The sequence below is a fragment of the Hydrogenophaga sp. genome (genome assembly GCF_041633695.1).
GTDB lineage: Bacteria > Pseudomonadota > Gammaproteobacteria > Burkholderiales > Burkholderiaceae_C > Hydrogenophaga.
On sequence record NZ_JBFJMY010000419.1, the window covers coordinates 1 to 3,639 of the forward strand.

A 3,639-nucleotide genomic window follows, 5' to 3' on the forward strand; every position below is an offset into this window, starting at 1 on the left:
CAACGGCGTGGCCAAACCCTTGCGCGCCAGGTCGTCCCAGCTGCTGCCCAGGCCCGCCGCTTTGGCGACCCAGAGAATCATTTGCAGATCGCGCAAGCCTCCGGGCGATTCTTTGCAGTTGGGCTCCAGCGAATACGGCGTGTTTTCGAACTTGTTGTGGCGCTGGCGCATCTCCAGCGTCTTGGCCACGAAAAAAGCTTTCGGGTCCAAGGCCTCGTCCAGGTGCTGGATCAGTTCGGAAAACTGCTTTTTCCCCCCTGCGACCAGGCGGGCTTCCAGCAGCGAGGTTTGCACGGTCACGTCGCGCGCGGCCTCGGCCAGGCAGTCCGCCGAGGTGCGCACGCTGGAGCCGATTTCCAGGCCCGCGTCCCAGCAAGAGCCGATAAAAGACTCGAGGCGCAGTTTGAGCTTCGGGTCAGTTTCCGGCTGTATGCCGTCGGGCATCAGCACCAACACGTCGACATCGGAATAGGGAAACAGCTCGCCCCGGCCATAACCACCCACCGCCACCAGCGAGAAGCCACTGCCCAGGCCGGCTCGGCTCCAGAGTTCGCGCAGCGTCTGGTCGGTCAGGCGCGACAGACGCTTCATGGCGTTGCGCACGCCGCGCGTGGAGGCGCTGGCCACATCGAGCTGGAGCAGCAGCGCGGCCTTGTTTTCGCGGTATTGCTGGCGCAGTGCGCCGAGGTCGGCCACCGCGGTGTCGGGGGGCGTCAAGCGGTGCTGGTCGCGGCCGTGGCGACGAAAGCCGGGGTGGCCGGGCTACCGGCCGACAGCGTGAGCACTTCGTAGCCGGTAGGCGTGACCAGCACCGTGTGCTCCCATTGCGCCGACAGCGAACGGTCTTTGGTCACGATGGTCCAGCCGTCGGGCATTTCCTTGATCTCGCGCTTGCCCGCGTTGATCATGGGTTCGATGGTGAAGGTCATGCCGGGTTTGAGTTCTTCCAGCGTGCCAGGCCGTCCGTAATGCAAGACCTGGGGTTCTTCGTGGAATTTCTGGCCAATGCCATGGCCGCAGAATTCGCGCACCACCGAAAAGCCGTTGCTCTCGGCAAACACCTGGATCGCATGTCCGATGTCGCCCAGGCGCACGCCGGGTTTGACCATTTCGATGCCCTTCCACATGGCCTCGAACGTCACCTGGCACAGGCGCCGCGCCGCAACGCTGCAGGCCGCTTCGCCGCCGATCAGGAACATGCGGCTGTTGTCGCCGAACCAGCCCTCGGGGGTGATGACGGTCACGTCCACGTTCAGGATGTCGCCCTTTTTCAAGGGCTTTTCATTCGGAATGCCATGGCAGATCACATGGTTGAGCGACGTGCACAGATGACCCGGGTAGGGCGGGTAACCGCTGGGCTGGTAGCCGATGGTGGCCGAACGCGTGCCCTGTTGCTTCATGTATTCGGCCGACAAACGGTCGATTTCCAGCGTGGTCACGCCGGGCTGGATGTGCGGCGTGAGGTAGTCCAGGACTTCGGATGCGAGGCGGCAGGCCTCGCGCATGCCCGCGATACCGGCTTCGTCTTTGTAGGTGATGCTCATGCCCGCGATTATCCCATTCGGGCCCCGCGCGGTGCGCTCTGTGGCCAAGTCATCACCGACCGCACGGGTAAAATGCCGGGTTTCCACCCATCTCTGGGTACACCCACCCCAGGCTCCTACTGTGCCCCTGCACCTGCACTTTTTTGATGGCGGCAATGCCATCAGCGACTTCAAAGTCCAGCAAATCCTGCCCCGTCTGCAAGGCATCGCCGACAAGATCACCGGCCTGACGGCCCGATTTGTGCACCTGGCCGCCTTTGATACGCCGCCCAATGCCGCCACGCTGGAACGCCTGGCGCAGTTGCTGCAATACGGCGAGCCCTGCTCGGGCGCCCACCTGGACAAACTGCCCAGCGATGCGCCGCAACTCCTGGTCATGCCGCGCCTGGGCACGGTATCGCCCTGGGCTTCCAAGGCCACGGACATTGCCCACAACTGCGGCCTGCAGCTCAAGCGCGTGGAGCGCATGGTGGAGTACCGGGTGCTGCTGAAGTCGGGCCTGCTCGGTACCGCCAGCCTGTCTCCGGCGCAATGGCAGGCCGTGGCCGGGGCGCTGCACGACCGCATGACCGAAAGCGTGGTGCAGGACCGCGGCCACGCCGAAGCCCTTTTCACCGAGCTGCACCCCGCGCCCTTGGCGCACGTGGACGTGCTCGGGGGCGGGCGACTGGCGCTGGAAACCGCCAACGTGGAATTCGGTCTGGCGCTGGCCGACGACGAGATCGACTACCTGGTGAACGCTTTCACCGGCTTGCAGCGCAACCCGACCGATGTCGAGCTGATGATGTTTGCCCAGGCCAACAGCGAACACTGCCGGCACAAGATCTTCAACGCCAGCTTTTCCATCGATGGGCAGGCACAAGACAAAAGCCTGTTCGGCATGATCCGCAACACCCACCAGCTGGCGCCCCAGCACACGGTGGTGGCGTATTCGGACAACGCGTCCGTCATGGAAGGCGGTGTGGTCGAGCGTTTCGTGTCCCGCGCGCCCATGGACGCCACGGCGCCTTACGTGGCCGAGGCGGCGACCCACCACATCTTGATGAAGGTGGAAACCCACAACCACCCGACCGCGATTTCCCCGTTCCCGGGCGCCGCCACCGGTGCGGGCGGCGAAATCCGCGACGAGGGCGCAACCGGTCGCGGCTCCAAGCCCAAGGCGGGTCTCACCGGTTTCACCGTGTCCAAACTCTGGGGCGGCCTGTCCGACCAGCCGGGGGGCAAGCCCGACCACATCGCCAGCCCTTTGCAGATCATGACCGAAGGGCCGCTGGGTGGCGCGGCCTTCAACAACGAGTTTGGCCGACCCAACCTGCTGGGCTATTTCCGCGAGTACGAGCAGGCGGTAGACGGCGTGCAGCGCGGTTACCACAAGCCCATCATGATCGCGGGCGGCCTGGGCGTGATCGACGCCGGGCAGACCCACAAAATCGAATTTCCCGCCGGTTCGCTGCTGATCCAGCTCGGCGGCCCCGGCATGAAGATCGGCATGGGTGGCAGCGCCGCCAGTTCCATGGCCAGTGGCACCAATGCCGCCAACCTGGACTTCGATTCGGTGCAGCGTGGCAACCCCGAGATCGAACGCCGGGCGCAGGAGGTCATCAACCACTGCTGGGCGCAGGGCGCGGGCAACCCGATCCTGGCGATCCACGACGTGGGCGCTGGTGGCCTGTCCAACGCCTTTCCCGAGCTGACCAACGACGCAGGGCGCGGTGCGCGTTTCGATTTGCGTGCCGTGCCGCTCGAAGAGTCTGGCCTCTCGCCCAAGGAAATCTGGAGCAACGAGAGCCAAGAGCGCTACGTGCTGGCCATTGCACCCGAATCGCTGGCCCAGTTCCAGGCTTTCTGCGAACGCGAGCGCTGCCCGTTTGCCGTGATCGGCGTGGCCACCGAAGAGCGCCAACTGGTGCTCGGAGAAAGCGCCGGGCAGACGGAAAACGCGGTCGACATGCCCATGAACGTGTTGCTGGGCAAGCCGCCCAAAATGCACCGCGAGGTCAAGACCGTGGCCCGCGCGGTCGAAGCGCTGGACCTCACCGGCGTGGACCTGCAAAAAGCCGTGATCGACGTGCTCAGCCACCCCACCGTGGCGTCC

The 3,639-nt window shown here is 65.0% G+C and carries 3 protein-coding genes; 1 reads left to right on the forward strand and 2 read right to left on the reverse strand.

Annotated elements, in window-relative coordinates:
- Together ABYB95_RS19280 and map are read right to left on the reverse strand one after the other, a co-directional pair.
- A partial coding sequence (locus ABYB95_RS19280) for a nucleotidyltransferase domain-containing protein (RefSeq protein ID WP_372660583.1) occupies positions 1 to 696 on the reverse strand: 696 nt, incomplete at its 3' end.
- A gap of 17 nt (positions 697 to 713) precedes the next feature.
- Positions 714 to 1,751: a type I methionyl aminopeptidase gene (gene map / locus ABYB95_RS19285; RefSeq protein ID WP_372660577.1), complete on the reverse strand. Its 1,038-nt coding sequence runs from the start codon at positions 1,749 to 1,751 to the stop codon at positions 714 to 716.
- Here map and purL point away from each other — a divergent pair.
- Positions 1,666 to 3,639 (forward strand): phosphoribosylformylglycinamidine synthase (gene purL, locus ABYB95_RS19290; RefSeq protein ID WP_372660580.1); only part of this gene is annotated, 1,974 nt, incomplete at its 3' end. The genes map and purL overlap by 86 nt on opposite strands.